27 protein-coding genes and 2 tRNA genes are annotated in these 24,473 nt (G+C 59.5%); 13 read left to right on the forward strand and 16 right to left on the reverse strand.

Going from position 1 to position 24,473, the window contains the following annotated elements; all coding sequences use genetic code 11:
• Positions 1–14 precede the first annotated feature (14 nt).
• The 5 genes from FEZ21_RS11695 to FEZ21_RS11715 form a co-directional block, all read right to left on the reverse strand.
• Positions 15–557: a hypothetical protein gene (locus FEZ21_RS11695; protein ID WP_003447302.1), complete on the reverse strand. Its 543-nt coding sequence runs from the start codon at positions 555–557 to the stop codon at positions 15–17.
• Complete coding sequence (locus tag FEZ21_RS11700; RefSeq protein ID WP_160627169.1) at positions 554–1,762, reverse strand: PepSY domain-containing protein; 1,209 nt, start codon at positions 1,760–1,762, stop codon at positions 554–556. The genes FEZ21_RS11695 and FEZ21_RS11700 overlap by 4 nt, the downstream gene beginning before the upstream one ends.
• Positions 1,763–1,976: 214 nt before the next feature.
• Entirely contained in the window at positions 1,977–2,921 is a 945-nt protein-coding gene (locus FEZ21_RS11705; protein WP_160627171.1) for a siderophore-interacting protein, read from the reverse strand.
• 115 nt (positions 2,922–3,036) lie between these two features.
• Complete coding sequence (locus tag FEZ21_RS11710) at positions 3,037–4,362, reverse strand: Nramp family divalent metal transporter (protein ID WP_003447307.1); 1,326 nt, start codon at positions 4,360–4,362, stop codon at positions 3,037–3,039.
• A gap of 21 nt (positions 4,363–4,383) precedes the next feature.
• Complete coding sequence (locus FEZ21_RS11715; protein WP_160627174.1) at positions 4,384–5,334, reverse strand: 2-hydroxyacid dehydrogenase; 951 nt, start codon at positions 5,332–5,334, stop codon at positions 4,384–4,386.
• A gap of 202 nt (positions 5,335–5,536) precedes the next feature.
• Here FEZ21_RS11715 and gltX point away from each other — a divergent pair, with 202 nt between their 5' ends.
• The 6 genes from gltX to FEZ21_RS11745 all read left to right on the forward strand — a co-directional run bounded on the left by gltX (position 5,537) and on the right by FEZ21_RS11745 (position 9,725).
• The gene (gltX, locus tag FEZ21_RS11720) at positions 5,537–7,018 is read left to right on the forward strand and encodes a glutamate--tRNA ligase (RefSeq protein ID WP_003447309.1); all 1,482 of its coding nucleotides are present in this window, start codon (positions 5,537–5,539) and stop codon (positions 7,016–7,018) included.
• Between the two features lie 264 nt (positions 7,019–7,282).
• Positions 7,283–7,358, forward strand: a tRNA-Ala gene (locus FEZ21_RS11725).
• Positions 7,359–7,435: 77 nt separating this feature from the next.
• A tRNA-Glu gene (locus tag FEZ21_RS11730) sits at positions 7,436–7,511 on the forward strand.
• A 171-nt stretch (positions 7,512–7,682) separates the two neighbouring features.
• Positions 7,683–8,117 carry a thioesterase family protein gene (locus tag FEZ21_RS11735; protein ID WP_160627176.1) on the forward strand — a complete coding sequence of 145 codons (435 nt, stop codon included), beginning with the start codon at positions 7,683–7,685 and terminating at the stop codon, positions 8,115–8,117.
• 73 nt (positions 8,118–8,190) lie between these two features.
• Positions 8,191–9,150, forward strand: coding sequence for a tRNA-dihydrouridine synthase (locus FEZ21_RS11740; protein ID WP_010656146.1), 960 nt, complete (start codon positions 8,191–8,193; stop codon positions 9,148–9,150).
• 122 nt (positions 9,151–9,272) lie between these two features.
• Positions 9,273–9,725 carry an Hsp20 family protein gene (locus tag FEZ21_RS11745; protein WP_003447312.1) on the forward strand — a complete coding sequence of 151 codons (453 nt, stop codon included), beginning with the start codon at positions 9,273–9,275 and terminating at the stop codon, positions 9,723–9,725.
• A 280-nt stretch (positions 9,726–10,005) separates the two neighbouring features.
• Here the strand turns inward: FEZ21_RS11745 and pbpG are convergent, their stop codons facing one another.
• Positions 10,006–10,944 (reverse strand): D-alanyl-D-alanine endopeptidase, encoded by a 939-nt coding sequence (gene pbpG / locus FEZ21_RS11750; RefSeq protein ID WP_029612469.1) that lies wholly within the window; start codon positions 10,942–10,944, stop codon positions 10,006–10,008.
• A 330-nt stretch (positions 10,945–11,274) separates the two neighbouring features.
• Between pbpG and FEZ21_RS11755 the strand changes: the two genes are divergently transcribed.
• Complete coding sequence (locus FEZ21_RS11755; protein ID WP_160627178.1) at positions 11,275–12,216, forward strand: class I SAM-dependent methyltransferase; 942 nt, start codon at positions 11,275–11,277, stop codon at positions 12,214–12,216.
• Positions 12,217–12,342: 126 nt separating this feature from the next.
• Here the strand turns inward: FEZ21_RS11755 and FEZ21_RS11760 are convergent, their stop codons facing one another.
• Positions 12,343–12,861, reverse strand: a complete 519-nt coding sequence (locus FEZ21_RS11760) for a Dps family protein (RefSeq protein WP_003447315.1) — start codon at positions 12,859–12,861, stop codon at positions 12,343–12,345.
• Positions 12,862–13,068: 207 nt separating this feature from the next.
• On the opposite strand from FEZ21_RS11760, the gene FEZ21_RS11765 reads away from it, so the two are divergent.
• Together FEZ21_RS11765 and FEZ21_RS11770 are read left to right on the forward strand one after the other, a co-directional pair.
• Complete coding sequence (locus tag FEZ21_RS11765; protein WP_003447316.1) at positions 13,069–13,764, forward strand: AzlC family ABC transporter permease; 696 nt, start codon at positions 13,069–13,071, stop codon at positions 13,762–13,764.
• Positions 13,761–14,072: an AzlD domain-containing protein gene (locus FEZ21_RS11770; protein ID WP_003447318.1), complete on the forward strand. Its 312-nt coding sequence runs from the start codon at positions 13,761–13,763 to the stop codon at positions 14,070–14,072. The genes FEZ21_RS11765 and FEZ21_RS11770 overlap by 4 nt, the downstream gene beginning before the upstream one ends.
• Here the strand turns inward: FEZ21_RS11770 and FEZ21_RS22630 are convergent.
• From FEZ21_RS22630 to FEZ21_RS11780, 3 genes are all read right to left on the reverse strand, one after another.
• Positions 14,020–14,214 carry a hypothetical protein gene (locus tag FEZ21_RS22630; protein ID WP_081481304.1) on the reverse strand — a complete coding sequence of 65 codons (195 nt, stop codon included), beginning with the start codon at positions 14,212–14,214 and terminating at the stop codon, positions 14,020–14,022. The genes FEZ21_RS11770 and FEZ21_RS22630 overlap by 53 nt on opposite strands.
• Before the next feature lie 101 nt (positions 14,215–14,315).
• Positions 14,316–14,510, reverse strand: a complete 195-nt coding sequence (locus FEZ21_RS11775) for a hypothetical protein (protein WP_003447320.1) — start codon at positions 14,508–14,510, stop codon at positions 14,316–14,318.
• Between the two features lie 166 nt (positions 14,511–14,676).
• Entirely contained in the window at positions 14,677–15,027 is a 351-nt protein-coding gene (locus FEZ21_RS11780) for a hypothetical protein (protein WP_010656145.1), read from the reverse strand.
• A 229-nt stretch (positions 15,028–15,256) separates the two neighbouring features.
• Between FEZ21_RS11780 and FEZ21_RS11785 the strand changes: the two genes are divergently transcribed.
• Entirely contained in the window at positions 15,257–16,075 is an 819-nt protein-coding gene (locus tag FEZ21_RS11785) for a shikimate 5-dehydrogenase (protein ID WP_003447322.1), read from the forward strand.
• A 39-nt stretch (positions 16,076–16,114) separates the two neighbouring features.
• On the opposite strand, the gene FEZ21_RS11790 is transcribed toward FEZ21_RS11785, so the two are convergent.
• The 6 genes from FEZ21_RS11790 to FEZ21_RS11815 form a co-directional block, all read right to left on the reverse strand.
• A complete protein-coding gene (locus tag FEZ21_RS11790; protein ID WP_003447323.1) occupies positions 16,115–16,789 on the reverse strand; it encodes a YceH family protein in 675 nt (224 codons plus the stop codon).
• 113 nt (positions 16,790–16,902) lie between these two features.
• Positions 16,903–18,219 (reverse strand): MFS transporter, encoded by a 1,317-nt coding sequence (locus tag FEZ21_RS11795; protein ID WP_010656144.1) that lies wholly within the window; start codon positions 18,217–18,219, stop codon positions 16,903–16,905.
• A gap of 204 nt (positions 18,220–18,423) precedes the next feature.
• Entirely contained in the window at positions 18,424–19,062 is a 639-nt protein-coding gene (locus FEZ21_RS11800; RefSeq protein WP_003447325.1) for an N-carbamoylsarcosine amidohydrolase, read from the reverse strand.
• 10 nt (positions 19,063–19,072) lie between these two features.
• Complete coding sequence (locus FEZ21_RS11805) at positions 19,073–19,828, reverse strand: hypothetical protein (protein WP_003447326.1); 756 nt, start codon at positions 19,826–19,828, stop codon at positions 19,073–19,075.
• 36 nt (positions 19,829–19,864) lie between these two features.
• Positions 19,865–20,677, reverse strand: coding sequence for an alpha/beta fold hydrolase (locus FEZ21_RS11810; protein ID WP_160627180.1), 813 nt, complete (start codon positions 20,675–20,677; stop codon positions 19,865–19,867).
• The gene (locus FEZ21_RS11815; RefSeq protein ID WP_010656143.1) at positions 20,674–21,822 is read right to left on the reverse strand and encodes an FAD-dependent monooxygenase; all 1,149 of its coding nucleotides are present in this window, start codon (positions 21,820–21,822) and stop codon (positions 20,674–20,676) included. Before FEZ21_RS11815 ends, FEZ21_RS11810 begins: the two co-directional genes overlap by 4 nt.
• Positions 21,823–22,150: 328 nt before the next feature.
• Here FEZ21_RS11815 and FEZ21_RS11820 point away from each other — a divergent pair, with 328 nt between their 5' ends.
• From FEZ21_RS11820 to FEZ21_RS11830, 3 genes are all read left to right on the forward strand, one after another.
• A complete protein-coding gene (locus FEZ21_RS11820) occupies positions 22,151–23,185 on the forward strand; it encodes a 2,5-dihydroxypyridine 5,6-dioxygenase (protein WP_003447329.1) in 1,035 nt (344 codons plus the stop codon).
• 141 nt (positions 23,186–23,326) lie between these two features.
• Entirely contained in the window at positions 23,327–23,791 is a 465-nt protein-coding gene (locus tag FEZ21_RS11825) for a MarR family winged helix-turn-helix transcriptional regulator (protein WP_127195944.1), read from the forward strand.
• Between the two features lie 179 nt (positions 23,792–23,970).
• A complete protein-coding gene (locus FEZ21_RS11830; protein WP_160627182.1) occupies positions 23,971–24,459 on the forward strand; it encodes a (2Fe-2S)-binding protein in 489 nt (162 codons plus the stop codon).
• Positions 24,460–24,473: the final 14 nt, after the last annotated feature.

Consider the following 24,473-nt stretch of genomic DNA (forward strand, 5'->3'; position numbering starts at 1 on the left):
GAACAGTCGCGAATTCATTGTTTAGCACCTCGTTGGGCCAGCCAGGCCATGGTTGCCGGGGAAGCCTGACTCAGGGGAATGGATGCCTGATGCATCGAGCCGTCCCACCCTTCAAGGGTGATCCACAGCTCGGCGTCGGCCCTGGTCCGCTCGGGGATCGGCAGCGTGGCGCCCATGCGATACGGCGTACCGAAGAAAATCACCCCGGCGGCCCGCAGGCTGCGCGGCTTGCCAATGCGCAGGTAAGCAGCCTTGACCTGATCGATGGAGCTGTCGCTCAGCGCCGCGTTAAAGCTCTTCATGTAGCCTGCCGGGCCATCGGGGCGCGGGCCTTCATTGCGCAGTTCAGCCAGTTGCAGGCTCCACGGCCCTACCTGCACCGTGCCCACGTCACGCTCGCCCAGGCCGCTGTCACCCCGGAACAGCGACGCATCGGCAAAGTATTTGGGCATAAACCCCAGCGGCACCAGCAGCAGCAGGATGTTTATGTGAAAGCGCCATTTGTGCCACAGCCGGCTCAGGGTGGAAGGGGGCTGTGCAGTCACTGTCTTGCTCATGCATTGGCCTCTGCGGGTTGTTTTTTATGGGGGCTGGCGGCCAGGCTTGCTGCCGGGCGCGGGGATTTATGGCTGCGTTTAAGGGCGTTGGCGGTGGCCAGGGCGGTCCGTTTGGTCCAGATCAGCAGGCCGCTCAACACCATCATGCTCAGCACCAGGCCAAAGAAGAACCAGATCAGCTTGACCCACAGGCCGCCGAAGTCGCCGGTGTGCAGCGGCCGCATCGATTCGGTTACCAGTTCCAGGCCGGAGCGGTCGGCGATCATCCGCGAGCCTTCTATCGCGCCGTTGTACGGGTTGATTTCGGCGGTCTGGAACAGCAGCGGATACCAGCCCGGGCCGCCCACTTCAATATGGCCGTAGGCATTGCCCGGCAAGCTGACAAAGCTGGCTTCGAAGCCGGGAATTTTTTCGGCGGCAATCTTCACTGCCTGGTCGAGGCTGATCTGCGGTGCGGGCTGACCGTTGGCCATGATCGGCACATCCTGGCGCGCCACCACGGGGGGGATGCCTTCCGTGGAGATGGAGATCTGGTTATCAAACAGAAAGGCCTGAATCAGAAACCACAGGCCGGTGATGGAAATCACTGCAATAAACCAGATCGACCAGACGCCGCACAGGCGATGGAAATCGCCCCAGAAAATCCGTGCCCCATGTTTGAAGCGCAGATTGGGTTTGAAAAAACCTTTCCAGAACTTCTTGTAGACCACCAGCCCGGTCACCAGCGATGCCAGCAATGGCAGGCCGAGAAACGACACCAGGTACCAGCCCCAGCTGTAGCCATTGGTAAAGGGCACCAGCCACCAGCCGTGCAGGGCCCGGGTGAATTGTTTGAAGTTGAAACTCGGGCTTTCGCCCTGGATGGCGCCGGTGTACGGGTTGATGTACAGCGAAGGCGAGCGCCCGTCCGGGTAGACCACGTCGGCCACCAGTGCGAAATGCGATTCATCGGGACGGCTGATGGACTGCACTGCCAGTTTCGGTTCGGCCTGGTGAATCGCGCTCAGTACCTGCTCGTAAGTGAGCAGCGGCGCATCATCTGAGGGTTGGCTGGCGCGGGCTTCAGGGGTGGCCAGCCACACTATCTCCTGGCTGACTACGGCCAGGGTGCCGGTGACACAGACAATCAGGACAAAAAACCAGATGGGCAGGGTTAGCCAACTGTGGACCAGGAACCAGAGCTTTGAACGGGATTTTTTGGACATGGGAAACGACTAACTCGCAGCTGGGCGGGTACTTGATCGCTATTGAGAAGCGATTGCTTATCCATGTAGGACGGATGAGCCGCGGAAAACCCGAACCCCGAGTTGTAATAAATTATTTCTCCGGCCTCTTCCTGTAGCAGCGAGCTTGCTCGCGAGCCGTGTAAATGCCACTGAAGAGCTCGTGAGCAAGCTCGCTCCTACAGGTGTTTGGGGGTTACTCCAGGGAGCGTCCGAGTTTCCAGTACCCCATCAAGGTCAGGCTTTTGCGATCCAGCCCGCATTCATTAATGAAAAACCGCCGGATCGTCATCACTGCTGCCGATTCACCGGCGACCCAGGCATAAAACTCGCTCTGTTTGGCGCTGGCCCGTTCCCACAGGAGCTGGGTGGTCAGGTCGGGCTCTTCGAGTTCGCCCCCGGGTTTTGTTCTGATCAGCGGCAAACTGGCCAGTTCGCGGGCAGCCAGGGTCATGCCGTCGCCGTGCTGCTTGCCGAGGCTGGCGCGGGGCAGCCAGTGGATTTTGGCCTTCGGGCCGCACAACAGGGGCTGGCAGTCCGCCTCCTGGGGAACCTCGATAAAGGCTTGCACCTTGGGCGGGTCCGGGTTCAGGGCGAGTTGTTCGAGAATTCCGGCAATCGCCGGCAGGGCGGTTTCGTCGCCGATCAACAGCACTTGGCGCACGCCTTCTGGGGGCTGCCATTCATAACCGCCGGGGTCGGCGGCATAGGCTCCATTGGGAGCAACGATTTGCAGGCGGTCGCCGGGTGTTGCATGGGTGGCCCAGCGCGAGGCGGGGCCGGTTTCGCCGTGCAGGACGAAGTCGATGTCCAGCTCGCAGGTTTCCGGGCGCAGATTGCGAATGGTGTAGGTGCGCATTGGTGTAGCGCACTGCGCACTCGCTTGGCGCCGTGCGGCTTGCCAGTCGCCATGTCTGGGCAGGTTGGGGGGCGTGCCATTGGCGCTCGGGAAAAACAGCTTGATCCGTTGATCCGGCCCCAGCGTGCGCATCAACCCCACATCGCTGCCGCTGAACACAAAGCGCTTGAGCGAAGGGCTCAAGGCAATGCTGTACTTGAGCCGGATATCGAACAGCTGGTAACCGGCGGGTTTACTGAGTCGTTTACGCAGGGATTGCACCAGCGTGGTGGCAACGGACATGGCAGCGCCTAAATAAACAGGAGTCATTAGATAGAACGACCCGTGTTGCGCTCAATTTAAAGGCTGATATCGAGTGGCCTGCATCGCAGACTGGCCAGCGATGCAGGAGGGCTGCTCAAGCCCCGAAGCTGAGCTGCGCGATCAGCCAGATATTGGCGCAACTGATCACGGCAAACAGGAACCAGGCCAGCAGCCGGGTCGGCAGGCGGTTGGTGAACGGCCCCATGAGTTTCTCGTCGCCGGTCATGCGGATCAGCGGGTACAGGGCAAACGGCAATTGCAGGCTGAGTACCACCTGGCTAAGGATCAGCAGTTTGCCAACGGCGTCGTCCCCCATCAGCCAGACCCCGAGAAATGCCGGGATCAGTGCCAGGCCACGGGTGATCAAACGGCGCTGCCAGCAGGGAATCCGCAAGTCCAGATACCCTTCCATGATGACCTGGCCGGCGATGGTGCCGGTGAAGGTCGAGCTTTGCCCGGAGGCCAGCAGTGCCACGCCGAACAGGACACTGGCCATGGCGCCGCCCACCAGCGGGTCGAGCATGCGGTAGGCGTCCTGGATCTCGACCACGTCGCTGTGGCCGGTTTGGTGAAAGGCCGCTGCGGCCAGGATCAGAATCGCGGCGTTGACCAGCAGCGCCAGGGCCAGTGAACCGATGGTGTCGATGCGCGACAGGCGCACGGCGTCCAGTTTGCTGGCGTAATCGGTGCCCGTCAGGCGGGTCTGTACGATGGAACTGTGCAGGTACAGGTTGTGCGGCATGACGGTGGCGCCAATGATGCCGATCGCAATGTACAGCGGTGCCGCCTCGCTGATCGCTGACAGGGACGGTTTGAAACCTTCGAAAACGTCCGGCCAGTAAGGTTTGATCAGCAGCAGTTCGACAAAAAAACACATGCCTATGGTCAGCACCAATGCCAGCATGATCGCTTCCAGGCGGCGGAAGCCTTTGCCTTGCAGGGCCAGGATCAACAGGGTGTCGAAGGCGGTGAGGGCGATGCCGAAGGTCATCGAACAGCCCAGCAGTAAATGGAAGGCCAGTGCACAGCCGAGCACTTCGGCCAGATCGGTGGCGATGATTGAAATTTCTGCCAGTACCCACTGGGCCCGTGCCGAGCGCTTGCTATAGCGTTCGCGGCACAGTTGCGCCAGGTCGCGGCCGGTGGCGATGCCCAGCCGTGAACACAGGCACTGCACCGCCATGCCTGCAAGGCTGGCCAGCAGGACCACGAACAGCAAGTTGTAGCCGTAACGCGAGCCCGCCTCGATGGCGGTGGCCCAGTTGCCCGGGTCCATGTAGCCAATGCTGATCAGCAGCCCGGGTCCGGCAAAGCGCAATGCGCGTTTCCAGAATGGCGCCCTGGCATCCACGGGAACGCTGCCGCTGACCTCGGGAGGGCAGAAGGGCGCAGTGGCGATTTTCGGCAGGCTGAATTTCAAGCGCGGGCTCCGCTGTCATGGTCAAAGAGGCGCGGGCAAGCCCACGGGCGTCAGTACCGGTTGCCCGGAAAAAAATGCCACCAGGTTGTTAACGACCATCTGCACTGTGCCTTTAGCCGCTTCTGGCGATTGACCGCCCATGTGCGGGGTCATCACCACATTGCCCAAGGTCTTGAACGCATCCGGGACCTGGGGTTCGTGATCGAATACATCGAGCCCGGCCCCGGCGATTTGGCCGCTGCTCAGCGCAGCGATCAGGGCATCGGTGTCTACGACACTGGCGCGGGAAATATTGATCAGGTAGCCGTCGGGTCCCAGGGCATCGAGCACCGGGCCGTTGACCAGATGCCGGGTGTCGCTGCCGCCCGGAGTGGCCACTATCAGGAAGTCCACGGCGCCGGCCAGTTCGGTCAGACTGGCGCACCAGGTGTAGGGTGTGTCGGGGCGGGGCTGGCGGTTGTGGTAGCTGACACTCATGTCAAAACCGTTGGCGGCACGTCTGGCGATGGCTTGCCCTACGGCGCCCAGCCCCAGGATGCCCATGCGCTTGCCGGCGAGGGACGGCAAGCGCAGTTTGTTCCATTCGCCACGACGGATGCCGGCATCGGCCTGGGGGATGCCGCGTACCAGTGACAGCAGGAGCGCCATGGCATGGTCGGCCACCGACGAGGCGTTGGCCCCGGCGCCGTTGGTCACGGTGATTCCCCGGTTACTGGCAGCCTGCAAGTCCACTTGCTCATAGCCGGCGCCGATCACGCAGATGATCTTGAGCAAGGGCAGGGCGACCATCTCTTCGCCAGACAAGCCCAGGGGGCCGCGGGTCAGCACTGCGTCGATGCGTGCCCCATGGCTGGCAATGGCTTCGGCGCGGCTGAGGGGGGTGGGGGCAAGGATCAGCTCAAAACCTTCGCTTTCGAGCAATGGCAGGTAATCGTTAACCGTTTCAACCAGCACCAGTACTACTCGGGACATTGGGCGTCTCCAGTCAGGGGGATCGAGGATGGGCCGAGATTAGCACCCCTGCCGGTGGGGTTTCCCCGTATCAATTCGATACAAAGGCTCTATTCGCGCTTTTTTCCGCCCTGTGGCGTCACCGGTCAGTCCCGCGCTGGAGCCGGGCAGGGTCGGCCTGTTACCATTCGCCCTTTGTTTTATCTCTACTTCGAGACCGCCCATGACCACCGTTCGCACGCGCATTGCGCCATCGCCTACCGGCGACCCCCACGTCGGCACCGCTTACATCGCTTTGTTCAACTACTGCTTTGCCAAGCAGCATGGCGGCGAGTTCATCCTGCGGATCGAAGATACCGACCAGTTGCGTTCGACCCGCGAGTCCGAGCAGCAGATCTACGACGCCTTGCGCTGGCTGGGTATCACCTGGAGCGAAGGCCCGGATGTTGGCGGCCCCCACGGTCCTTACCGGCAGAGCGAGCGCAGCGAGATCTACCAGAAGTACACCCAGCAGCTGGTGGACATGGGGCACGCGTTTCCGTGCTTCTGCACCAGCGAAGAACTGGACCAGATGCGCGCCGAGCAAATGGCCAAGGGTGAAACCCCGCGCTACGACGGTCGTGCGTTGCTGTTGTCCAAAGAAGAAGTGGCCAGCCGCCTGGCTGCCGGCGAACCCCATGTAATCCGCATGAAGGTGCCGACTGAAGGTGTATGCGTGGTTCCGGACCTGCTGCGCGGTGACGTCGAGATCCCGTGGGATCGCATGGACATGCAAGTACTGATGAAGACCGACGGTCTGCCGACGTACTTCCTGGCCAACGTGGTGGATGACCACCTGATGGGCATCACCCACGTGCTGCGTGGTGAAGAATGGCTGCCGTCGGCTCCCAAGCTGATCCTGCTGTACGAGTACTTTGGCTGGGAGCAACCGCAGTTGTGCTACATGCCGCTGCTGCGTAACCCGGACAAGAGCAAGCTGTCCAAGCGCAAGAACCCGACTTCGGTGACGTTCTACGAGCGCATGGGTTTCATGCCTGAAGCCATGCTCAACTATCTGGGCCGTATGGGCTGGTCGATGCCGGACGAGCGCGAGAAGTTTTCGCTGCAGGAAATGGTCGATAACTTCGATCTGTCCCGGGTATCGCTGGGCGGGCCGATCTTCGATGTCGAGAAGCTGTCCTGGCTCAACGGTCAGTGGTTGCGCGATCTGCCGCTGGAAGAGTTTGCCAGCCGCGTTCAGCAATGGGCGTTGAATCCTGAGTACATGATGAAGATCGCGCCGCTGGTGCAGGGTCGTGTTGAAACCTTCAGCCAGATCGCACCATTGGCCGGGTTCTTCTTCGCCGGTGGCCTGCAGCTGGATGCCAAGCTGTTTGAGCACAAGAAGCTGTCCAACGAACAAGTGCGCCAGTTGATGCAATTGATTCTGTGGAAGCTCGAAAGCCTGCGTCAGTGGGAAAAAGACCCGATTACCGGCTGTATTCAAGCGGTGGTCGAGTCTCTGGGGCTGAAGCTGCGCGATGCGATGCCGCTGATGTTCGCTTCGATCACTGGCCAGGCCAGCTCGGTGTCGGTACTGGATGCCATGGAGATCCTGGGACCGGACCTGACCCGTTTCCGTCTGCGCCAGGCGCTGGATCTGCTGGGCGGCGTGTCGAAGAAAGAAAACAAAGAGTGGGAAAAGCTGTTTAACGCGATTGGCTGATCCTGGGTTATCTGTGGTGGCTGCCGCAGGCTGCGACGGGTTGCGCAGCAGCCTCCGGTGCTGTGGTGGTCCTGCTGACCCACCGCAGCCTGGGGCAGCGACTACAAGTTTTACTCTCAGGAGCCGTGTTTTCGGGGGTAGAAGGGTAAGTGGTTGTTCTCACGGCAAATTTTTTTAAAAAAGTTTGAAAATAAGTTTGACAGCCTACCCATCCAGTCTTAATATGCGCCCCGTCCACACAGCAACACGTAACAGTGACTGTCTGGGGCTATAGCTCAGCTGGGAGAGCGCCTGCATGGCATGCAGGAGGTCAACGGTTCGATCCCGTTTAGCTCCACCAAATTTACAGTTCAAGGTCTGGCCACACCGGCCTTGAATCGATCACTGCTCAGCAGTGATCACTGTTAGAAGGTTTGTGTCCCCTTCGTCTAGTGGCCTAGGACACCGCCCTTTCACGGCGGTAACAGGGGTTCGAGTCCCCTAGGGGACGCCACGATTACCCGCTCTGCGGGATTTATAAGGGTCATTCGGTTATTGAATGGCCCTTTTGTTTGTCTGCGATTTGGCAAAACTCCGACCTTTTCCCTTCGTCTGTATCCGCCCGCGCCTTCGTGCTGACCGGGTGCGTTACACTGCGGCCTTCATTCGCGTATGGAGAAACGGCATGAGTTGGGATCTGGCAACGCCATTCATCATTGATCTGCAAGTGCAGGGCGACGATATTGACGGGTTTGGCCATGCCAATAACGCTGCCTATGTGGTGTGGCTGGAACGTTGTGCCTGGCGGCATTCGCAGCGTCTGGGGCTGGACCTGAGTGCCTATCGTCGCCTCGACCGGGCAATGGCCGTGGCCCGCCATGAGATCGATTATCTGGCCAGCGCCTATGAAGGTGACGAGTTGCAACTGGCAACCTGGATTGTCGATTGTGACAAGCGCCTGCGCATGACCCGGCACTTTCAGCTGGTGCGCCCTTGCGACGGCGTAACCCTGCTGCGCGCACAAACCACCTTTGTCTGCATCGAACTGTCTACCGGCAAGGCCAAGCGCCTGCCGCCCGAGTTTCTGGAAGGTTATGGCCCGGCGGTCGTAACGGCCTGACAAGGGCGACAGCCTGATACCCGTTGGCCCCGGAACCCCGTAAACTGCCGCACGTTTTTTATGAGAGTCACCCATGCAAATTGCTTTGGCGCCGATGGAGGGGTTGGTCGACAACATCCTGCGTGATGTCCTGACCCGCACCGGCGGTATTGATTGGTGCGTCACCGAATTTATCCGGGTCACCGAACGTGTATTGCCAGAGGCGTACTTTCACAAGTTCGCCCCCGAACTCCAGCACGGCGCCAAAACCCGCGCCGGCGTGCCGCTGCGTGTGCAGCTTTTGGGTTCTGATCCGGCCTGTCTGGCGGATAACGCGGCATTGGCCTGTGAGTTGGGATCAGGGGTGATTGACCTCAATTTCGGCTGCCCGGCCAAAACCGTGAACAAGTCCCGGGGCGGAGCAGTATTGCTCAAAGAGCCCGAATTGCTGCATGCGATTTTGTTGCAGGTGCGGCGCACGGTGCCAGCGCATATCCCGGTCACGGCCAAGATGCGGCTGGGCTTCGATACGCCTGACAGTGCCAATGAGTGCGCGATTGCCCTCGCCGAAGGGGGCGCCAGCCAGATCGTGGTGCATGCCCGGACCAAGATGGATGGCTACAAGCCGCCAGCGCACTGGGAATACATTGCCCAGGTGCAAGACGCGGTCAAGGTGCCGGTGTTTGCCAATGGCGATATCTGGTCGGTTGAAGACTGGCGCCGCTGCCGCGAAATCAGCGGGGCCGAGGACATCATGCTCGGTCGCGGACTGGTATCGCGTCCCGACCTGGCCCGGCAAATTGCTGCTGCAAAAGCCGGTGAAGAGGTGGTCGAAATGACCTGGGCCGACCTGCAGCCCATGATTCGCGACTTTTGGGCCCAGGCCGAGGCTCAGTTGACCCCGCGTTCCGCCCCTGGGCGGCTCAAGCAATGGCTGGCCATGCTGACCCGCAATTACCCCGAAGCCATGGTACTGTTCAATGCCATGCGCCGCGAAACCGATTGTGAAAAGGTCAGGCATCTGGTCAATAACCCGCCTTCGGACGCAGTCTGACACGGCAAAAAAAAATTCAAAAAAACCCCTTGAAATGCGTTTGGCGGTCCCTATCTATGGGGTACGCGATGCCGAAAGCGGGTCGCGTAAACCAATCTCGCTGAAATCAGGAGGATGAAATTATGAGCACTGCACTTTCCATGGCGCCTCTGTTCCGTAATTCTGTCGGCTTTGACCGTTTTAGTGATTTGTTTGAAACCGCATTACGCAATGATTCCAGTGGCGGGTACCCACCTTACAACGTTGAAAAACGTGGTGAAGACAGCTATCGCATCGTGGTGGCAACGGCGGGGTTCCAGCAAGATGATCTGGACCTGCAAGTAGAGAAAGGTGTGCTGACCGTGAGCGGCAGCAAACGTGAAAGCACCAGCGAAGAAGGCGTTACCTTCTTGCATCAGGGCATCGCCCAAAGGGCTTTCAAGCTGTCCTTCCGTCTCGATGACCATATCGAGATCAAGGGCGCAAACCTGAACAATGGTTTGCTCAGCATCGACCTGCAGCGGGTCGTGCCCGAAGAGGCGAAAGCCAAACGCATCCCTATCAACGGGGATCGGCAGGCTGCTCTGAACAACTGATTTGAGCAAGCGCCAGCCCGGGACCCCGTCTTTAAGGCGGGGTCTCTTGCTTTGGGCGCCCTTGAAGAGTGGTACGCAGGCATTTGTTCCGACCCTCTCCCCGGGGCAGGTGCCTGCTTTGGTTGTCACTCGGCTCCAGTCGGGGCCGGGTATACAGTCCTGAATATCACGGCTCTGTCGCAAGTTTGCGGCTCGATGCCCATCGGACCCTGTACCTGGGTCAGCAAACATTGAATAAATCCTGAGCCGGGCCCGGGGAGACGGGCCTGGTTGTCACGCATTACTTTGCGGCCTGATTCGCTGTGCCCTGGTAGTGCTTGAGATTTTTCTCGGCTTTGTAGCGCAGGGCTATATCAGGCACGCTGCCGCTCTTGCCGGTTTCTACCCAGTTGCGAATACGGCCGGCATCGGCAAAGTGGGTGTATTTGCCGAAGGCATCGAGAATCACCAGCGAAACCGGGCGATTACCCATTTCCGTGACCAGTACCAGGCAGTGTCCGGCCTGATTGGTGAAACCGGTTTTGGTCAGCTTGATGTTCCATTTGTCTTTATTGACCAGATGGTCGGTGTTGTGAAAACCCAGGGTGTAGTTGGGTTTGCGGAACGCCACGGTCTTTTCTTTGGTGGTGCTCAACTGGGTCAGCATCGGGTAATGCCGCGCTGCGGCCAGCAACTTGCTCAGGTCCCGGGCAGTGGACACGTTGCGCACCGAGAGGCCGGTGGGCTCGACGTAATGGGTGCTCATCATGCCCAGGCTTTTGGCCTTGGCATTCATCGCCGCGATAAACGCTACATAACCGCCCGGATAATGGTGCGCCAGGCTGGCGGCGGCACGGTTTTCCGAAGACATCAGGGTGATCAGCATCATTTCATGGCGCGACAGTTCGCTGCCCAGCTTGACCCGGGAGAACACGCCTTTCATTTCCGGGGTGTCGCTGATGTTGACCGAGATGTACTCATCCATCGACTGCTTGGCGTCGAGTACCACCATGGCGGTCATCAGCTTGCTGACCGACGCAATGGGGACAATGACATCAGGGTTGCTGGAGTAAATGATTTTGTTGGTCTGCAGGTCGACCAGCATCGCGCTGCCTGAAGCGATGTGCAGTTGTGACGTATCCCTTGGAGCCGAAGTGGCTTCGTTCGCTGCGGCGATCGAAGGGGCGGCGGTGCCTGTAAGAACTAAAAATAGGCTCAGAATCGAAAGATGAATTTTCACGCAGAATGACTCAAGGATGGTTGGGAAGTGCCGATCTGTAACGGTTATTTGAAACGTATCGTTACATTTCGTGAGTATGGATCAATAATCGTTGAAATGCCTGATTTCGCAGGGACTTGGAGCATGTATTTCAGGTAAATCGTTATTTGTAGACTTTCTCTGCCCGGGCAACTTGCCGATCCGGTCGGCTGCCGCGGGCGAGGGTAGCAGCTCAAAGCTGTGCGCTGGCTGAACGCGAGTGGGGCCGGCCGGCGTTTGCTTTGGCCCGGGACACTTAAGAGACCGGCAATTGTGTAAAATGCCGGCCCTTGAAATTGACCGGCCGGCCCGATGACTCCTGAAGCGTTAAGCACCTTGCACCTGCACCTATTGACTGCCCTGGAGACTGCGCCCGACGAAACCCGGCGTTTGTTCCATGGGCGCGGACGGTGCTGGCCGGGACTTGAGCAATTGACGGTGGACTGGCTGCAGGGCGTGCTCCTGGTTTCGCTGTTCAAAGAGCCTGAGCCGGCGCAGCTAGAGGCATTGAAGCACCTGCTGCTGAACATCTCGCAATCGACGGTATGGCAAGCCAGCGGGGCGCACACGCTGGTGATGCAGCACCGCTACACACTCAACAGTGACAGCGAATGGCTGGTCGGCGAAGCGATTGATGAGTGGACGCTGACCGAAGGTGGCTTGCGCTACCGCGTCGACCTGGGCCGCAAGCAGAACAACGGCCTGTTCCTTGATATGCGCTACGGCCGTGACTGGGTACGGGCCAATGCCGAGGGCAAGCGGGTCCTGAATCTGTTTGCCTACACCTGCGGCTTCTCGGTCGCCGCCATCGAAGGCGGCGCCCGGCATGTGGTCAACCTCGATATGTCCCGTGCGGCATTGAGCCGTGGTCGCGACAATCACCGTCTCAATGCCCATGACATGAGCAAGGTGAGCTTCCTTGGCCATGAGCTGTTCAAGTCCTGGGGCAAGGTGAAAAGCATGGGCCCTTATGATTTGGTGATCATTGATCCGCCTTCCTTCCAGAAGGGCAGTTTTTTGCTGACCAAGGATTACCAGCGGGTGGTTCGGCGCCTGCCGGAGTTGCTCACTGAGAACGGCACGGTGCTGGCGTGCATGAACGATCCGGCTTTCGGCTCTGACTTCCTGATCGACGGCGTGACCCTTGATGCGCCGAGTTTGCGTTTCGTGCAGCGACTGGAGAACCCGCCTGAGTTTCCGGACGCCGATGCAGAGTGCGGTTTGAAAGCGCTGGTGTTCAAACAAGGGGTTTGACCGGCAAAAAAAAGCCCGCGGGGGAGGGTGCGGGCGAAGGGTTCATTGAATGAGCAGGGCGAATATACAGTTCGCTGCCAGTCAGAAATGTGAAACATATTTCATGCTTTGTTAGCCGGTGCGGGCTTACTTGGTGCGCGACGATTCAAACAGGAACCAGACGCGGCGTTCGGCCTCGTCGATCCAGTTTTCCAGCAGGCTGGTGGTCGCCACGTCGCCCAGTTCAGAACACATTTCGTGGGTCTCGCGCATGTAGGCGGCGAGCTGGATATTGTCTTCGCGCAACTCGGCCAGCATGTCGCTCGGGGTCACGAAGTCGGCGTCGTTGTCCAGCAGGCGCTGGAGTTTTTTGATGTGACCCACCGAGCGGATAGTGGTGCGACCCAGCTTGCGCACGCGCTCGGCAATGGCGTCGGTGGTGGCAAAAATCTGATCGGACTGCTCGTCCAGCAGCAGATGGAAGTCACGGAAGTGCGGGCCTGACATATGCCAGTGGAAGTTCTTGGTTTTCATGTAAATGGCAAAGGTATCGGCCAGCAGGGCATTCACTTCTGCCGCAATGTTGATGCAGGCTTCATCGCTCAGCGCCGAAGGTGTCCGCAGATCGGCCTTTCTGCTTTCCTTGGCGGATTTCAGGTCTTTCATGATGGTTCCTCGTGGTGGCTGGAAATGGGGATGACGCAGGGTGTCGGGCGTGTCTGTGCCGGCTGACTAAAGACCAGGAACTGCCTTTCGTCAAACGCACCCTGGAGCCGTCTACAGGTTGCGACCGGCGAAAGAGCAAGATTGTTCAATACTTTGGAACACCCTGCTGCGACCCTTTGCCACTGCTTATTGCCGGGATGTTTTTTGATGCCTACGACCCTTCCACGCGTCGCGTTCACCCGCGGTGCGATTGCTTGTCTTCCATTGACCCTGGCGTGTGCGCCCTGGGGGTTGCTGGCGGGTTCGACGGCAATTGATGCGCAATTGACCCCGCTGCAGAGTCAGGGTCTGTCGGTGTTTGTTTTTGCCGGGGCGGCCCAGTTGGTGGCCATTGGCATGATCAAGGGCGGCGCCAGTGTGATTTCAATCCTGCTGACCACCTTGCTCCTGACCTCGCAGCATTTGCTGTACGCGATGCATCTGCGCCCGCTGGTGTCGCCACTGCCGGTCAGGTGGCGGTTCGGGCTCGGGTTTCTGCTGACCGACGAATTTTTCGCCCTGGTCAGCCCCTATGACCAGAAGACCTTCAGTCGCTGGTACGCATTGGGTGTCGGGCTGTGCATGTACCTGGGCTGGAACCTCTTTACCCTGCTTGGGGTAATACTGGGCAAGAGCATTCCGGGGCTGGATCAACTGGGGCTGGAGTTCTCGATTGCCGCGACTTTTATCGCCCTGATTACACCCGTGGTGCGTAATGTGCCGACGGTGATCTGTGTCGCGGTCTCACTGCTGAGCGTGGTGCTGTTCAGTCACTGGCAGTGGGAGTCGGCGATTGTATTGGCGGGGCTGGCGGGCATGGCTGCAGGCTATGTGTGCAAGCGGCTGGGGGAGTACTTCGCATGATCTGGATGATTATCGCGGGGATGACCCTGATTCTGTTTTTCAACCGCTACCTGTTTCTGGAGCCGCGGTTGCCGATTCGCCTGAACCGGCGGGTAAAGGAGTTTCTCGGGTTTGCGGTGCCCGGGATGCTCACAGCCATTTGCGGGCCGATCATTTTTGTCAAAGATCACGGCCTCGACCTGGGGCCGGGCAATCCGTACCTGCTGGCCGGCCTGTGTGCGATAGGGCTGATGCTCTGGAGTCGCAACGTTCTGCTCAGTGTTGCGTTAAGCATGGGGCTGTTTTATCTGTTTCGCTGGTGGCTTTGATCTGGGCCGCAGCTCGCGTAGTGAAGGGACCGCTGACGGCAACGCCGTCACTGACCAGGTACCAGCAGGCCAGAAGGCCGTCGGCTCGAAGCCGGGCCGGTACTGCGCTACCGATGACAGACATGACATGAACTTTTGACATACAAACCTCTCTGCAAACAATGTTGCTAGCTTAAGGTCTGTGCCGGTGCGCAAATAATCATTGCGCGTGATAGTGGCCATTGATGCCAGTGAGGTCAGGGGCTAATCAACCACCTGGTCGAGCATCTGCATCACTTGCTGATCGCTGATGAGCCCTTCGCTTACAAGGTGCTGGGCCAGCAGCGACATGAGTTTCGCAGTGCGGTGGCCTTCGAGCTGCTTGAGCTCGGTGAGGGTGTTATAGACCTTGCTTGAAGTGCACAGGCCTGCGGTGCGGTGCGGGTTTTGTGTAGGCATACAGGTCGTCCTTGTTTTTATAAAGTGCTCTTGTTGGCTGTCCGGGTGCGGCGGACTGTTGACCATCATGCCGCAACCCGCAGCATGAGGCTGTCTCAGCCGCGACACCCATGACATCTAATCAGACCTGGCGCCAGCTTCACAAGCCTGCCGGTGAACCCGCTGCTTACCAGCGCGGCGGGCCGTAGTAGCCGCGGGGCGGGCCGTAATACACCGGGTGCGGGCGACCATAGTAGCCCTGGTAATAGACCGGTTGTGGTGCCGGGACATAGACCGGCCGTGGCTGGTAATAGATCGGTTGCGGCTGGACATACACCGGCTGCGGCTGCGCATAGACCGGTTGCTGGATATACACCGGACGTGGTTGTTGTGCAGCCATGACCGAGCCTGCAACGGTAGCGCCGACCACTGCGCCGACAACGGCTGATCCGGCATCCCAACCGCCATGGGCGCTGGCTTGGCCTGCGACAGCCAAAGCGCCGATAAGCAAAGCTACTTTGGGGATGGTACGCATCATGACGATTCCTCTGGTTTCAGTCCCGACTTTGGCCACTGGGCCACGTAAACATTGCGGGGATAACTCTATGACCGCCTTTTTTGAAAAAACTGCGGAGCGCTTCGGTAAATATTGTGTAAGGTTTGCCCGGCGCTGAGACGTTTCAGCCCGGGCAGCAGCAATATGATCCAACAAAACTACCCACGCGGCTTGTGCCGTCGATCTGAAAGCAATCTGCAAGGAGATGAGCATGCAAATGAATCCGGATAAAGACACCCGACTGTGCATATCGCTGTCGGGCCGGCCGGGGAATTTCGGACTGCGTTTTCATAATCATCTATACGAGCAGCTGGGCCTGAACTTTTACTACAAGGCGTTCAGCAGCAAGGATCTGGCAGGGGCGGTGACCGGTATCCGGGCCCTGGGCATTCGCGGCTGCGGCGTGTCCATGCCCTTCAAGGAGGCCTGCATTGCGCTGGTCGATGAGCTGGATACCTCGGCCCGGGCCATTGCGTCGATCAACACCATCGTCAATACCGATGGCCACTTGAAGGCCTACAACACCGACTACATCGCCATAGCCCAATTGCTGCGCGATCATAAAGTCCCGCAGCAAACCACATTCGCCCTGCGCGGCAGCGGTGGCATGGCCAAGGCAGTGGCATCGGCCTTGCGTGATGGTGGTTATCGCAATGGTCTGATCGTGGCCCGCAATGAGGCGACGGGGGCGGGGCTGGCCAAAACCCTGGGTTATGCCTGGCAGCCGGAGCTGGGGGAGAGCAGGCCGCAGATGCTGATCAACACCACGCCCGTGGGCATGACGGGGGGTGCCGAGGCGAATGATCTGGCGTTTGCAGAAGATGCAATTGCGCAGGCAGAAATCATCTTCGATGTGGTGGCCATTCCGGCTGAAACGCCATTGATCCTTTGCGCTCGGGCTCAGGGCAAGCGGGTGATTACCGGCCTTGAGGTCATTGCGATCCAGGCCCTGGAGCAGTTTGTGCTGTACACCGGCGTGCGGCCCACAGCCGAGCAGTTCAAGGCCGCGGTGGCGTTTGCCCGTAGCTGAGTGAAGGAGCGGGCGCGTTATTTCGCCCGCTCTACGGATTTACTCGAGTTCCGCCAGACGTGCTTCGAGCGCGGCGATTCGCGCCTCAAGGGCTTCAAAGCGTTCCAGTGATACGCCGGCACTGGCGCTGCTGCGCTCGGCAGGTTGCTGGCGGGCCGAGATGATTGTTTCGATATCGGCCGGGTCGCCCAGAGCGTGCATGTAGCGGTCTTCGCGCTGGCCGGACTGGCGTGGCACCAGCAGCGCCAGATCACGGGCGATCAGGCGCTCCAGCTGGTGTTGCACTTGTTCAGTGTCTTCGAAATCGTGCATGCGTGAGCTGCGGGTCAGCAGCTCATTGAGGGTTTGCGGGCCCCGCAAAAACAGCAGCCCCAGCAGGATCACCTGGGCCGGAACCAGCTCCAGCGCCTTGTCGACCTTGTGTTCCCAGCGGTCGGCACGGCTGCCCATCACCAGCCGGGTAAAGCCGCGACCTTCCAGTGCGCGCAGGCTTTGTCCAACCTGGCCCTGGGTCAGGCTCATCACCGGCTCGCGGCTGGTTTTCTGATTGCAGGCCAGCAGCAGGGCGTTGAGGGTCAGTGGATAAGTTTCAGGGTGGGTGGCCTGTTTCTCGATCAGGGAGCCGAGAATGCGGATCTCGATGCTGTTGAGACGAGGTCCGGTGTCAGATTCGATCTGCGGGTTTTCTGTGGACTGACTCGCTGGGGATTCCATTTCTCTTCTCCATTTTTAGCCAGCGGCCATTGTGGAGTCTTTTGCCCGTTAGAGCGACTGTCTTGATTGGCCCCGCAGGGGGCTGGCCCGGGCAGTACCTGCGGGGAGGGCGGTTAGCGGTTGACCAGTTTGGCCGGCAGCGCAATCACCAGCAGGCTGCTCAGTAGCAGACAGCCGGCAAAGAACCACAGTGCGCCGGCACCGCTGCCGGTGACGTCGATGGCAATGCCCATCAGCGAATTACTCACCAGCCCGGCAATATTGGCCAGCGAGCAGGCCAGGGCGAACCCGGTAGCGGCGGCACGGCCCTTGAGAAAGGTCGCCGGCAAACTGAAAAATACCGGTACGGCCCCGATGATGGCGGCCGAAGCAATGGCGAACAGCAAAACCGTGGCAAACACGTTGTGGTTAAAGAAGGTGGTAGCGGCCATGGCTGCCGCACCAATCAAAAAGGGCACGATGATATGCCAGCGCCGTTCGCGACGACGGTCCGAACTGGCACCGATCATCAGCATGCCAACCAGGGCGGCGGCACTGGGCAGTGCGGTCAGCACACCGATATGAAAGTTGTCGGCCACCCCGGCGTTGCGAATGAAGGTCGGCATCCAGAACGCCATGGCGTAGGCGCTGAGCAGGATGGAAAAGTCGATGCCGCCGAGCATCCAGACCTTGAGGTTGAAAAAGCCGTCACGGAAGCTGTGCTTGCTGTTTTTGCCCTCGACGTCATCCAGGCGCAGTTCGCCTTCGAGCAAGGCTTTTTCTTCGTCGTTCAACCATTTGGCTTTGTGATGGTTATCCGGTAGTACCCAGAACGTCAGGATGCCGAGCAGCACGCTGGGTACGGCTTCGACGATAAACAGCCATTGCCAGCCGCGCAGGCCGGCGGTGTTGTCGAAGGCGCCCATGATCCAGCCCGACAGCGGCCCGCCGATCACGCTGGAAAGCGGCATGCCGATCATGAACAGGGCAATGATGCGCCCGCGCCGATAGGTCGGAAACCATGTGGTCAGGTAGTACAGCACGCCCGGCAGAAACCCGGCTTCGGCCGCACCCAGCAGAAAGCGTACAAAGTAGAACTGGGTCGGGGTGGTGACCAGCATGGTGCAGGCCGACAGCAGGCCCCAGGTAATCATGATCCGGGCAATCCAGACCTTGGCCCCGACCTTCTCCAGCGCCAGGTTGCTCGGCACCTCGAACAGGATATAACCGACGAAAAACAGGCCCGCGCCAAGGCCGAATGCGGTCTCGCTGAAATGCAGGTCTTGCAGCATTTGCAGCTTGGCGAAGCCGATGTTGATCCGGTCCAGATAGGACGCCAGATAACAGAAGCAAAGAAAGGGGATCAGTTTCCAGGTGATCTTGTGATATAGCGCCTTGACGGGATCTGCCACGGGGGTCGCAAGGGTTGTTCCAGCATTTGCAGAGGGCATGTGTGTCTCCTGGCGGTGACTTATGTTTGTTTTTGTGTAGCCGCGATCAGTGCTTTGGCAGGCTCGTAAAGCGGCTTCCAAAGGCAGTGTCAGAAGACTGGGCCGGCCCTCCTCGATGCTCGGAGTGAGGCCCTTGCCCAGTTGTGGCGACCGGTGCTCTGCGGCCCGGTTCTACGGCGGATTTCCCTGTCTGCCGGATATTACTCAAACGCTTTTGGCGAATTGCTCCATGGCCTCCCGTTTGCTCACCACATCGCCATATTTACTGTCGATATCGAACAGGTTGGCTTCATGCGGCGCGCTGTGCCGGTCACCGACACACTCGCGCACAACGATGGTGCGAAAGCCGTGTTGCACGGCATCCACTGCTGTTGCGCGGATGCAGCCACTGGTGGAGCAGCCTGCGAGGACCAGGGTGTCGATACCCTGGGCGTGCAACAGCGATGCCAGGCTGGTGCCGAAAAACGAACTGGCGTATTGCTTGCTGATCACCACTTCATCCGCATTCGGTGTGACCGCTTCGCAGAAGGCGGCCAGCGGGTTGCCCTCGACCATGTCTTTCATCACCGGGGCTTTTTTAAGCCAGATCCCGCCGTCGGCAAAATGCCCCGGGTGGTAGCGGATATTGGTATGCACCACCAAAACTCCGTGGTCACGGGCGCAGGCCAGCAGCCCGGCACTCTCGGCGACAGCGCTGACCACGCCCGGGGCGAACAGGGGGGCGCCCTCGCGGGTATAACCCTGCATGAAATCCACCATCAGCAAGGCCGGCTTGTTGCCAAAACCGATGCGCTGGCCCCATACGCCCTGATAGTTGGCGTCGGCACTTTGTTCCTGGCTCATGACTTTGCTCCTATTTATAAGCGCCCGAAAGCAGCGCGCCGGCGCCCGGCACTATGGGTTCCAGATCGAGGGCCTTGAGCATGGCGTAAGTGGTGGCAATGGCGGCAGTCAGTACCGGGATTCCGGTTTGCGCTTCAACCTGGGGCACCACGGGCAAGGATTGCATTTGCACGCAGGCAGATAGCACGATCACGTCCACGCCTTCAAGGTTCATGCTGCTGACAATGGCCGGTAACCTGGCCGGATCATGCAGGGCCACTTGCAGATTGTCGGGGATCTCCAGGGCGCGCCAGTCCACCACTTCAAACCCTTCCTCGCGAATGTAATCCACCACCAGCTGTGTCAGCGGCTTCATGTACGGCGCCACGATGGCGATTCTTTTGGCGCCCATCACCTTGAGGCCGTCGATCAGTGCGCCGGCGCTGGTAATGACCGGTGCAGTGGCGTCGTTATCGGCCGTGGCCCGGGTCAGGCGCGCCTCGGATTTGCGATGGTAGCCCAGGCCCATGGCCATGATCGCCACCAGGCAGGCGTAGCCCAGTACGTCGACTTTGGCGTCGGACAGTTCGATGGCGCAGCGGTCGGATTCGCCGTCCATTGCTGCCAGTTCTTCCTTGCGCACCTGTTTCATGCGCATGCGGCTGGAGTGGAAGGTGAAGCGTTCGGGGCGGATCAATTGGCGTGCGGTGAGCATCGCCGGAATCTCGGTTTCCATGGTGGTGTTGGAGCTCGGCACAATCTGGCCGATGCGGTAAGGCTTGATCACAGAGTGTCTCCTTAAAAGCGTTGCGCAGAATGCGGATCAGTGGCGGGCGAGGAAGTCGCGGCATGCGCCGAGAAAACCTTCAAGGTCATCCCAGGGGATCATGTGCCCGGCGTTCGGCACCCGGGCTATCTGGATCCGTGGCTGCAGCTCGAGGATTTGCGCTTCGTCGGTGGCCTGTATCACTGCGCCACGCCCGGCGACCATCAGCAGCGCGGGCACGGTGAGTTTTGGCAGGTCTTGATGGAAGTCCACGTCATGGAAATCGTTGAAGGCGCGAACGATGGCGGGCTCATAACAGGTGTGCAGCCATTCGGCGCGCAATTGCAGTTGCTCCAGGCTCCAGGTGGGGCAGAAGGCGCGCATGGCCTCGGCGTCCATGCCTTGTTCGGCCTGGCGGATCGAGTCCACGTACCACGCCAGTTTGCTGGGATACTCGCGTCGACCCGGGCCGGATACCGGAGGATCGATCAGCACCAGGCTTTTCACTGCGCCCGGATTGCGTGCGGCACTGCGTACGGCAAAGCGTGCGCCCATGGAGTGGCCGGCCAGGTGATAGCCATCAAAGCCCATGGCCCGGGCGAAAGCGCTGATGTCGTCCGCGCAGGTATCGGCGCTGTAATCCAGTTCGGGGCCGGTGGAAGACAGGCCGCGCCCCCGTACATCAAGTACATAGGTGTCGTAATCGGCGCCAAGGCGTTCGGCGACAAAGCCCCAGGTAATGGCCGGGCTGGTGATGCCCGGGATCAGCAGCAACACCGGTTTTACCGAGTCGTGCTGGCCGCCGTAGCGCAGGTAATGCTGGCGAATGCCATTGGCCTGGACATTGCCGCCCTCTATGAATGTGCTCATGCCGGTACTTCCGACTCAAGGGAGTGGCTGTACAGGTCGTAGCCGTAGACCCAGGCCGGATCTTCCTGGGTGCGCAGCCAGGTGTTGGCGTTGGACACGGCCTGGACCCGCGAGGCGCGATCCTTGCGGTTGGCTTCGTACAGTTTGAACGCGGTGCGGTAGTCACCCAGGCCGGTTTCCTGCAGGCAACGGGTCAACATGGCGGCATCTTCGATGGCCATGCCGGCACCCTGGGCCATGTGCGGCTTCATGGGATGGCAGGCATCGCCCAGCAACACCAGGCGTCCGCGGCTCCACAGCGGCAGTGGATTGCGATTGAGCAGCGGCCACTTGGTCACGCTTTCACTGGACTCAATCAGCGCCTGAACGGTGGGGTTGTAACCCTCGAAAGCCTGGTACATCTCTTCGCGGCTGCTGTCGACAAAATTGCCCTGGAAGTCCCACGCCTCATGGGGAACCCCGGTGACGTAGTAGTACTCGTCGCGCTTGGCGGTGGTGTGATAGACCATCATGTGGCGGTCGTGGCTCCACCACTTCACACAGTTCTCGAAGTCGAGGTTGTATTTGCCCAGGGTTTCGCTGCGGATCAGCGCGCGATGGGCAACCCAGCCGCTGTAGAGCGGTTTTTCGGCGCCGAGCAATTCTTCGCGGATTTTAGAATTGATGCCATCGGCACCAATCACGATGTCGGCTTCGGTGCTGGTGCCGTCGCTGAAGTGCAGGCGTACCAGCGAATCGGTTTCTTCAAGGCGGGTCAGGCATTTATTGAAGTGGGTGGTGCCCGGCGCGATGGTCGACATTTGCAGCGCATGCAAATCGCCGCGATGCACCGTGATATAGGCGGCGCCGTATTCTTTGCGGGCAAACTCGCCCAGCGGGATACGCGACAGGTAGTCGCCGCTGGCACCGTCCCGGCTGAACCAGAAATCGGGGTGCGAGCCCATGTCGCTCAACTTCTGTTCGATGCCCATGCGGCGGAAAATTTTCATGATATTCGGCCCCATGTGAATACCCGCGCCAATGCGGGAAAACGCGGGGGCCTGCTCATAAATATCGACCTGGAACCCGGCTTTTTGCAGCAGCGTGGCCGCTGCGGCGCCTCCAAGACCTGCGCCGACGATGGCGATTTTTTGTTTTACGGGCATGCAAGGCTTCCTTTTTCTAGAGCGGGAGCGGTTGCCGGGACCATGGGCCTCGGCCAGACATTTACAGTGTATACGCTATTAATTTTCAAGCTGTATAGCCCCTCAGAAAAATAAATAATTTGCCTGAGGGCTGTTTTCAGCCTTTAAAGCCACTAATTGTTGGGCTCTAACTGTTGTGTGGTTTTTTTGGCTTTTCGGAAAATAATGTTCATCAGTTATTAAATAGTGTGTACGCTTTAGTTGAGCGGCTGAAACGCTCTGCCTGATTTGGTACGACGGGCAGTTCGGCGTTTGCCCCCTGCAGCGATTCGATAGAGAGGATGAGTAAATGCCGGTGAGCGACTGCGAGTTGACGCAAATGTTTGAGCACGTGTTGCAACTGTCCCGAGTGGACGCGACCCAGAGTGTCGCAGTGCTCAAAAGCCACTATTCCGATCCGCGTACGGTGCGGGCCGCCATGGACGCCGCCCAGCGTCTTGGGGCCAAGGTCTACGCCGTGGAATTGCCCTCGTTCAATCACCCGACGGCCATGGGTAATGACATGACGGCTTACTGCGGGGACACCGCGCTCACGGGCAACATTGCGGCGCAACGGGCGCTGGAGGCGGCGGATCTGGTGGTCGATACCATGATGCTGCTGCATTCGCCGGAGCAGGAGCAGATCCTCAAGACCGGAACCCGGATTCTGTTGGCGGTTGAACCCCCGGAAGTGCTGGCGCGGATGCTGCCGACCCTGGCCGACAAGGAGCGGGTGATGGCGGCCGGAAAACTGCTGGAGCAAGCGCGCTCCATGCATGTCAGATCCAGGGCAGGGAGTGATTTCAAGGCGTTGCTGGGGCAGTACCCGGCCGTGACCGAGTATGGTTTTGCCGATGAGCCGGGGCGTTGGGACCATTGGCCCAGCGGCTTCCTGTTCTCCTGGCCGAATGAAGAAACCGCCGAAGGCGTGCTGGTAATCGATGTCGGCGATATCATCTTGCCGTTCAAGAACTATTCGCGAGAGCGCATCACCCTGGAAATCGACAAGGGTTTCATTACCTCGATTCATGGCGGGTTCGAAGCCGAGTATTTGCGCGACTACCTGAAGTATTTCAACGACCCGGAGGTGTACGGCATTTCCCATATCGGTTGGGGTTTGCAGCCGCGCGCCCAATGGACGGCGATGGGCCTGCACGACAAGAACGACGGAATGTGCATGGATGCGCGGGCATTCGAGGGTAACTTCCTGTTTTCCACCGGGCCCAATACCGAGGTCGGTGGCACGCGCAAGACCCCGTGCCATCTGGATATCCCGTTGCGTCATTGCGATATCTATCTTGATGATCAGGCGGTGGTTGCCGGCGGTGTGGTACTGGCCCGCTAAACCAGGTCCGCCCGGGTCAGGGGCCGGTGTTGTGGGAGCCGGCTCCTGCCTGGGCGTTGCGACACGGATTGAGCATTACCCCGATCATGGCCCCGCAGGTTAAGGTCATGACCTCTCACCCTTGAATTGAAAGAGGCCGTTGTGCCGGATACGAAAGACAAAAAACCAGGCCGTCAGGCCGCTTATGATTTCTGCGAACAGCCAGGCCATTTGTTGCGCAAGGCCTATCAGCGCAACATGGCGATTTTTCAGCAAAATGTCGGCAACTCGCAGTTGACTGCGGTGCAGTTCATCACCCTGTGTGCCGTTCGGGATCACGGGCCCAGTTCCTTGAGTGAGCTGATCAAGGCCACTGCAGTCGATCAGGCAACCATTCGCGGCATAGTCGAGCGTCTTCAGGCCCGCGACCTGATCACCCTCAAGCCCGCCGTGCAAGACAAGCGCAAAGTCATCGTCAGTCTCACCCCGGCGGGTGAGCAATTAGTGCGCGAGACCGAGCCCCATGCACTGCAAGTGAGCGAGCTGACCATGAGCAAACTCAACCCGGCAGAGCGGGTCGCACTCCTGTATTTACTGCGCAAAATGGTGGATGAAGGCAGCGAATAAGCTTTCCCCAACCTTGTGGCATCGTTCTTGCTCTGGCTTGTATGAAGTGTTTACTTCATCAAAACCGGAGTGAATCAGGGTCTGCCTGTGCAGGCCTTTGTTACGCCTGTTTCATGAAGTAAACACTTAATAAGATCCGCCTCCAACAGTGCGGACGATGTTACTTGGGGAAGCCTTGAATGAGCGATCACACCCTTGCGCCTGTCAGAACGGTAACACTGCACGTCAACGGCCAGCCTGTCGTGGTCAGTGCCATGGCCGATACCCCGCTGTTGCTGATCCTGCGCAATGACTTGCAGCTCAACGGCCCCAAATATGGCTGTGGTCTGGGGGAGTGCGGTGCCTGCACGGTGATCATTGACGGGGTGGCTACCCGCTCCTGTGTCTTCCCGTTGTCCGGTGCCGAGGGGCGCACCATTACCACCCTTGAAGGCCTCGGCAGCCGGGCGCAGCCGCACCTGGTGCAGCAGGCCTTTATCGATGAGCAGGCTGCGCAATGCGGCTACTGCATGAATGGCATGATCATGACCGCCAAGGCGCTGCTTGATCGCATTCCCCACCCCAGCGAGGCGCAAGTTCGAAACGAACTGTCAGCCAACCTCTGTCGCTGCGGCACCCATCTCGAAATCATTCGCGCGGTCATGCTTGCCGCCCGTCAAATGCCCTGAACGGATTGATGACT

Source organism: Pseudomonas sp. 9.1(2019), from assembly GCF_009910445.1.
Lineage (GTDB): Bacteria > Pseudomonadota > Gammaproteobacteria > Pseudomonadales > Pseudomonadaceae > Aquipseudomonas > Aquipseudomonas paraversuta.

Coding starts and splice junctions, on each gene's coding strand:
- FEZ21_RS11695 (WP_003447302.1), bottom strand. CDS start 557: ATGAGCAAGACAGTGACTGCACAGCCCCCTTCCACCCTGAGCCGGCTG.
- FEZ21_RS11700 (WP_160627169.1), bottom strand. CDS start 1,762: ATGTCCAAAAAATCCCGTTCAAAGCTCTGGTTCCTGGTCCACAGTTGG.
- FEZ21_RS11705 (WP_160627171.1), bottom strand. CDS start 2,921: ATGTCCGTTGCCACCACGCTGGTGCAATCCCTGCGTAAACGACTCAGT.
- FEZ21_RS11715 (WP_160627174.1), bottom strand. CDS start 5,334: ATGTCCCGAGTAGTACTGGTGCTGGTTGAAACGGTTAACGATTACCTG.
- gltX (WP_003447309.1), top strand. CDS start 5,537: ATGACCACCGTTCGCACGCGCATTGCGCCATCGCCTACCGGCGACCCC.
- FEZ21_RS11735 (WP_160627176.1), top strand. CDS start 7,683: ATGAGTTGGGATCTGGCAACGCCATTCATCATTGATCTGCAAGTGCAG.
- FEZ21_RS11740 (WP_010656146.1), top strand. CDS start 8,191: ATGCAAATTGCTTTGGCGCCGATGGAGGGGTTGGTCGACAACATCCTG.
- FEZ21_RS11745 (WP_003447312.1), top strand. CDS start 9,273: ATGAGCACTGCACTTTCCATGGCGCCTCTGTTCCGTAATTCTGTCGGC.
- FEZ21_RS11755 (WP_160627178.1), top strand. CDS start 11,275: ATGACTCCTGAAGCGTTAAGCACCTTGCACCTGCACCTATTGACTGCC.
- FEZ21_RS11760 (WP_003447315.1), bottom strand. CDS start 12,861: ATGAAAGACCTGAAATCCGCCAAGGAAAGCAGAAAGGCCGATCTGCGG.
- FEZ21_RS11765 (WP_003447316.1), top strand. CDS start 13,069: ATGCCTACGACCCTTCCACGCGTCGCGTTCACCCGCGGTGCGATTGCT.
- FEZ21_RS11770 (WP_003447318.1), top strand. CDS start 13,761: ATGATCTGGATGATTATCGCGGGGATGACCCTGATTCTGTTTTTCAAC.
- FEZ21_RS22630 (WP_081481304.1), bottom strand. CDS start 14,214: ATGTCAAAAGTTCATGTCATGTCTGTCATCGGTAGCGCAGTACCGGCC.
- FEZ21_RS11775 (WP_003447320.1), bottom strand. CDS start 14,510: ATGCCTACACAAAACCCGCACCGCACCGCAGGCCTGTGCACTTCAAGC.
- FEZ21_RS11780 (WP_010656145.1), bottom strand. CDS start 15,027: ATGATGCGTACCATCCCCAAAGTAGCTTTGCTTATCGGCGCTTTGGCT.
- FEZ21_RS11785 (WP_003447322.1), top strand. CDS start 15,257: ATGCAAATGAATCCGGATAAAGACACCCGACTGTGCATATCGCTGTCG.
- FEZ21_RS11790 (WP_003447323.1), bottom strand. CDS start 16,789: ATGGAATCCCCAGCGAGTCAGTCCACAGAAAACCCGCAGATCGAATCT.
- FEZ21_RS11795 (WP_010656144.1), bottom strand. CDS start 18,219: ATGCCCTCTGCAAATGCTGGAACAACCCTTGCGACCCCCGTGGCAGAT.
- FEZ21_RS11800 (WP_003447325.1), bottom strand. CDS start 19,062: ATGAGCCAGGAACAAAGTGCCGACGCCAACTATCAGGGCGTATGGGGC.
- FEZ21_RS11810 (WP_160627180.1), bottom strand. CDS start 20,677: ATGAGCACATTCATAGAGGGCGGCAATGTCCAGGCCAATGGCATTCGC.
- FEZ21_RS11815 (WP_010656143.1), bottom strand. CDS start 21,822: ATGCCCGTAAAACAAAAAATCGCCATCGTCGGCGCAGGTCTTGGAGGC.
- FEZ21_RS11820 (WP_003447329.1), top strand. CDS start 22,151: ATGCCGGTGAGCGACTGCGAGTTGACGCAAATGTTTGAGCACGTGTTG.
- FEZ21_RS11830 (WP_160627182.1), top strand. CDS start 23,971: ATGAGCGATCACACCCTTGCGCCTGTCAGAACGGTAACACTGCACGTC.